The organism is Streptomyces sp. NPDC057253, assembly GCF_042669125.1.
In the GTDB taxonomy this organism is placed as follows: Bacteria; Actinomycetota; Actinomycetes; order Streptomycetales; family Streptomycetaceae; genus Streptomyces.
This window is the reverse complement of sequence record NZ_JBHUXV010000260.1, coordinates 1-4,897: the sequence shown is the minus strand read 5'-3', so window position 1 is coordinate 4,897 and position 4,897 is coordinate 1. Positions and strand designations below refer to the sequence as shown.

4 protein-coding genes are annotated in these 4,897 nt (G+C 71.2%); all 4 read left to right on the top strand.

The features are described from left to right. Positions 1-158 precede the first annotated feature (158 nt). The 4 genes from ACFULQ_RS48555 to ACFULQ_RS48540 all read left to right on the top strand — a co-directional run bounded on the left by ACFULQ_RS48555 (position 159) and on the right by ACFULQ_RS48540 (position 4,851). Positions 159-734, top strand: a complete 576-nt coding sequence (locus ACFULQ_RS48555) for a response regulator (protein ID WP_383558112.1) — start codon at positions 159-161, stop codon at positions 732-734. 141 nt (positions 735-875) lie between these two features. Beyond that, positions 876-2,015: a GNAT family N-acetyltransferase gene (locus tag ACFULQ_RS48550; RefSeq protein WP_383558109.1), complete on the top strand. Its 1,140-nt coding sequence runs from the start codon at positions 876-878 to the stop codon at positions 2,013-2,015. 81 nt (positions 2,016-2,096) lie between these two features. Next, positions 2,097-3,323 (top strand): DegT/DnrJ/EryC1/StrS family aminotransferase, encoded by a 1,227-nt coding sequence (locus tag ACFULQ_RS48545; RefSeq protein ID WP_383558106.1) that lies wholly within the window; start codon positions 2,097-2,099, stop codon positions 3,321-3,323. Between the two features lie 76 nt (positions 3,324-3,399). Then, positions 3,400-4,851, top strand: a complete 1,452-nt coding sequence (locus ACFULQ_RS48540) for a glyceraldehyde-3-phosphate dehydrogenase (protein ID WP_383558103.1) — start codon at positions 3,400-3,402, stop codon at positions 4,849-4,851. The last annotated feature ends 46 nt before the right edge of the window (positions 4,852-4,897 follow it).

Sequence of the window (4,897 nt, the reverse complement as noted above, 5' to 3'; positions counted from 1 at the left end):
CCCCTCCAAGCCCAACCCCCACGACCTCACCCCCTCCAAGCCCAACCCCCACGACCTCACCCCCTCCAAGCCCAACCCCCACGACCTCACCCCCTACGACCCCCACCACCCCCCTCCGCCTCCTCCTCTGCGACGACCACGCCGTCGTACGGGCCGGACTGCGCGCCCTGCTCTCCAGCGCCGACGGCATCGACGTGGTCGGGGAGGCCGCGACCGGTGAGGAGGCGTTGGCCATGGCGGCCCATCTGCGGCCGGACGTCGTGCTGATGGATCTTCAGCTCGACGGCGGGATGGACGGGGTGACGGCCACCCGGCAGTTGACCGCCGAGGGCGCGGACGGCCCCCGCGTGCTGGTGCTCACCATGTTCGACACCGACGCCGACATCACCCGGGCCGTCGAGGCGGGCGCGACCGGGTATCTCCTCAAGGCGGAGCAGCCGGAGGAGTTGTTCGCGGCGATCCGGGACGCCGCGACCGGCCGCGCCGCGCTCTCCGCCCCCGTGGCCGACCGGCTGCTGAGCCGGCTGCGCAGCCCGCGGCCCGCGCTGTCCGCGCGCGAGCGCGAGATCCTCGCGCAGCTCGCCCTCGGCCTGGGGAACCGGGAGATCGCCCGGACCCTGTTCATCAGCGAGGCGACCGTCAAGACTCATCTGGGCCGGATCTACGGCAAGTTGGGCGTCGAGACCCGGGCGGGCGCGGTGGCCGTGGCCAAGGAGCGGCGGTTGCTGTCGTGACCGTCCGCGGGAACCATATGTATGCGTTCCGCGTTGTTCCGTTACAGCAGACACCCTTGACAGCGTGCGTACTGTTTCGCGACGTTTGATCCTTGCCGACAGTTCGATCGGCAATGGGGGAATTGGGGGGTGCGGTCGCCCATGCGATCGATGAGCAGTGACACGGACATCACGATCCACAGACCCGAGGAACTCGACGCCGCGCTCCGGGGGGCCTGGCACCGGGCGATGGACGAGTCCCCCGACTACGCCAACCCGTTCCTGGCACCGGAGTTCGCGGCCGGGATCGCCAGACACCGCGGCGGCATCCGGGTGGCGGTCCTCCACCAGCGCGGCGAGGCCGTGGGCTTCCTGCCGTACGAGCGAGGGTCCTTCGGCGTCGGCCGGGCCGTCGGTCTCGGACTCTCCGACTGCCAGGGCCTGGTGCACCGCCCGGGGGTCACCTGGGACACCCGCGCCCTGCTGAAGGCCTGCCGGCTCTCGGTGTTCGAGTTCGACCACCTGGTGGAGGAGCAGCAGCCCTTCGCCCCCTACGTCACGGGCACCTTCGCCTCCCCGGTGATCGATCTGAAGGTCGGCAGCGACAGTTACCCGGAGTGGCTGCGGGGCGCCTACCCAGGGATCGCCAAGACGACGCTGAAGAAGGAGCGCCGGCTCACCCGCGACCTCGGCGAGATGCGGTTCGTGTTCGACGAGCGCGACCCGGCCGCGCTGCGCACGCTGATGCGGTGGAAGTCCGCCCAGTACCGCAGGACGGGCCGGATGGACCGGTTCGCCCGGCCGTGGATCGTGCACCTCGTCGAGGACCTCTTCCAGGTCCGCGAGGAGCACTTCACCGGGGTCCTCTCGGTGGTGTACGCCGGTGACCGCCCGGTGGCCGCGCATTTCGGGCCGATCTCGCGCACGGTCTTCGCACCCTGGTTCACCGCGTACGACCCGGAGCTTCGCTACTACTCCCCCGGTCTGATCATGCATCTGCGGATGGCCGAGGCGGCGGGGCGGCGGGGGGCGCGGCTCATGGACATGGGGCGCGGCGACAAGGAGTGGAAGGACTGGCTCAAGACCCGGGAGCTGCGCGTGGCGGAAGGATTCGCCACCCGTCCCCACCCGGTGGCGACGGCACACCGCATGTGGCGCCGTCCGGTGCGGGGTCTGCGCAACACCGTCAACGCCCACCCGGCGCTGCGCGAGCCCGCCGACCGCCTGCTGAAGACCGTGGGCACCCTGCGCACCTCCCGGCATCACTCGGACTCCGGCAGGGCGGGACCGCTGGCGAGCTGAGCCCGCTCGCCCAACCCCCCGCAGCGTTCGCGCTGTTCTCCTGCACGGCCCTTACCTGGCCCATCGACACAAGGGGTGCCGATGCCGTACGGCTCGCGGCTGTCCACGACGATGACACGGCGACTGGGACGCGAGTGCGTCTACACACCTTCGGCCCGGCTGGCCCTGTACCTGGCGCTCAGGCGCTGGTGCCGGCCGGGCGCGCGGGTGCTGATGTCACCGGTGAACGACGACGTGATCGTGTTCGTGGTCCTCGCGGCCGGCCTGCGCCCCGTGCTGGCTCCGGTGTCCGTGTGGGACGGCAACATCGACCCGGCCGCCGTACCGGAGTCGACCTGGCGCAGCGTCGACGCGGTGCTGACCACCAATCTCTACGGCGTGCCCGACCGGGTGCTCGAACTGCGGCGCCGCTGCGGGCAGTTGGGGATCCCGCTGTTCGAGGACGCGGCGCACGCCATCGGCAGCCATGTGGACGGGCAGCCTGTCGGGACCTTCGGCAAGGCGGCCGTCTTCAGCCTGTCCAAGCACGTGGCCGGGATGGCGGGCGGTTTCCTCGCGGTCGAGGACGCGCGCACCCGCCGCGAGCTGGAGCTGCTGCGGGACGATCTGCTGACCCCCGGCCGGCTGCGCGAGGACCTCGCCACCACCCTGCGTCCGCTGGCCCGGTCCGCGGTCCGCTCGCTCCACCTGGTACGGCCGGTGTGGCGGACCATGGAGCGGCTGGGGCTGCTGGAGCGCGAGGCGTACCGGATGGACCTGCGGGCGCCACGGCTGGCCGCCGCCGGCCGGGAGGCACCGAGCCTGACCGCCTACGACCGGTGGATCCGGGTCGATCTGCACGGCTACCGGGCCCGGCACGGCTCCCTGGTCCGCGGTCAGTTGGGGCTGCGGATGGCCCGCCTCGACGAGGACCTCGCCCGGCGCCGGGCCGGCGTCACGCTCCTCGCGGGCACGCCGTGGGCCTCGCCCGCGCTGCGCGACCGTACGGCGCACGACGGCCCCCTGCCCCTCTTCCGGGTGCCGCTCCTGGTCCACGACCGCGACGCCCTGGTCCAGCGGCTGGTGCGGCACGACGTGGTCACCGGCTACCTCTACGACCCGCCGCTGGACGACTACGCGGGAGCGGAGTTCGTCGAACCCTCCCCCGACCCGTCGGCCGCGCGCTGGTTCGCCGCGCACACGCTCCCGGCCGATCCGCTGCTGGCCCGCAGGGTCGTGGCCGCGTTCACGAAGGAACGGGTGGCCGACGCGCACCCCTCGCTGCTGCGGCCGGTCCCGGACGCCCCGCCCCGGCTGCTGGGGCAGTGAGGTGCACCACCCCGCCGATCGATCAAAACATCAGGGGGTTAGCATATGAGCGCCGCCTAGCTCGAAAGAGAATTCTGTGACTGTCAAGGACGACTCGTTCACCGACTGGAAGAACCGCGAGGAGATCGCGGAATCGATGATCCCGATAATCGGGAGGCTGCACCGGGAGCGGGACGTAACGGTTCTCCTGCACAGCCGTTCCCTCGTGAACAAGTCGGTGGTCAGCATCCTCAAGACCCACCGGTTCGCCCGGCAGATCGCCGGTGAGGAGCTCTCCGTCACCGACACCCTGCCCTTCGTCCAGGCCCTCACCACGCTGGACCTCGGCCCCTCGCAGATAGACATCGGCCTTCTGGCCGAGAGCTACAAGGGCGACGACCGCGGCCTGTCGGTCGCCGAGTTCACCGCCGACGCCGTGGCCGGTGCGACGGGCGGCAACAAGATCGAGCGCCGCGAGCCGCGGGACGTCGTCCTCTACGGCTTCGGGCGCATCGGCCGCCTGGTCGCCCGGCTGCTGATCGAGAAGGCCGGTTCCGGCAACGGACTGCGGCTGCGCGCGATCGTGGTCCGCGGGGGAGGCGGGCGGGCCTCCGAGGATCTCGTGAAGCGCGCCTCGCTGCTGCGCCGCGACTCCATCCACGGCCAGTTCCAGGGCACGATCACCGTCGACGAGGCCGAGGGCGCGATCATCGCCAACGGCAACACCATCAAGGTGATCTACGCCAACGACCCCTCCGAGGTCGACTACACGGCGTACGGCATCAAGGACGCCATCCTCATCGACAACACGGGCAAGTGGCGGGACCGCGAGGGCCTCGCGCAGCATCTGCGCCCCGGGATCGACAAGGTCGTGCTGACCGCGCCGGGCAAGGGCGACGTCCCGAACATCGTGCACGGCGTCAACCACGACACGATCAAGCCCGACGAGCAGATCCTGTCCTGCGCCTCCTGCACGACCAACGCCATCGTGCCGCCGCTGAAGGCGATGGCCGACGAGTACGGCGTGCTGCGCGGCCACGTCGAGACGGTCCACTCGTTCACCAACGACCAGAACCTGCTGGACAACTACCACAAGGCCGACCGCCGGGGCCGCTCCGCGCCGCTGAACATGGTCATCACGGAGACCGGCGCCGCCTCCGCCGTCGCCAAGGCGCTGCCCGACCTCAAGGCGCCGATCACCGGCAGCTCGATCCGGGTCCCGGTGCCGGACGTGTCCATCGCGATCCTCAGCCTGCGCCTGGGCCGCGAGACCACCCGCGAGGAGGTCCTGGACTACCTGCGTGACGTCTCCCTGACCTCCCCGCTCAAGCGCCAGATCGACTTCACGACGGCCCCGGACGCGGTCTCCATGGACTTCGTCGGCTCCCGCCACGCCTCGATCATCGACGCGGGCGCCACCAAGGTCGACGGCGACAACGCGATCCTCTACCTCTGGTACGACAACGAGTTCGGCTACTCCTGCCAGGTGATCCGGGTCGTGCAGCACGTCTCGGGGGTGGAGTACCCGACGTACCCGTCGGCGGTCTGAGCCGGCCGGGGCCCGGCGCCGAGCGCCGGGCCCCGCCCCGTCGAGG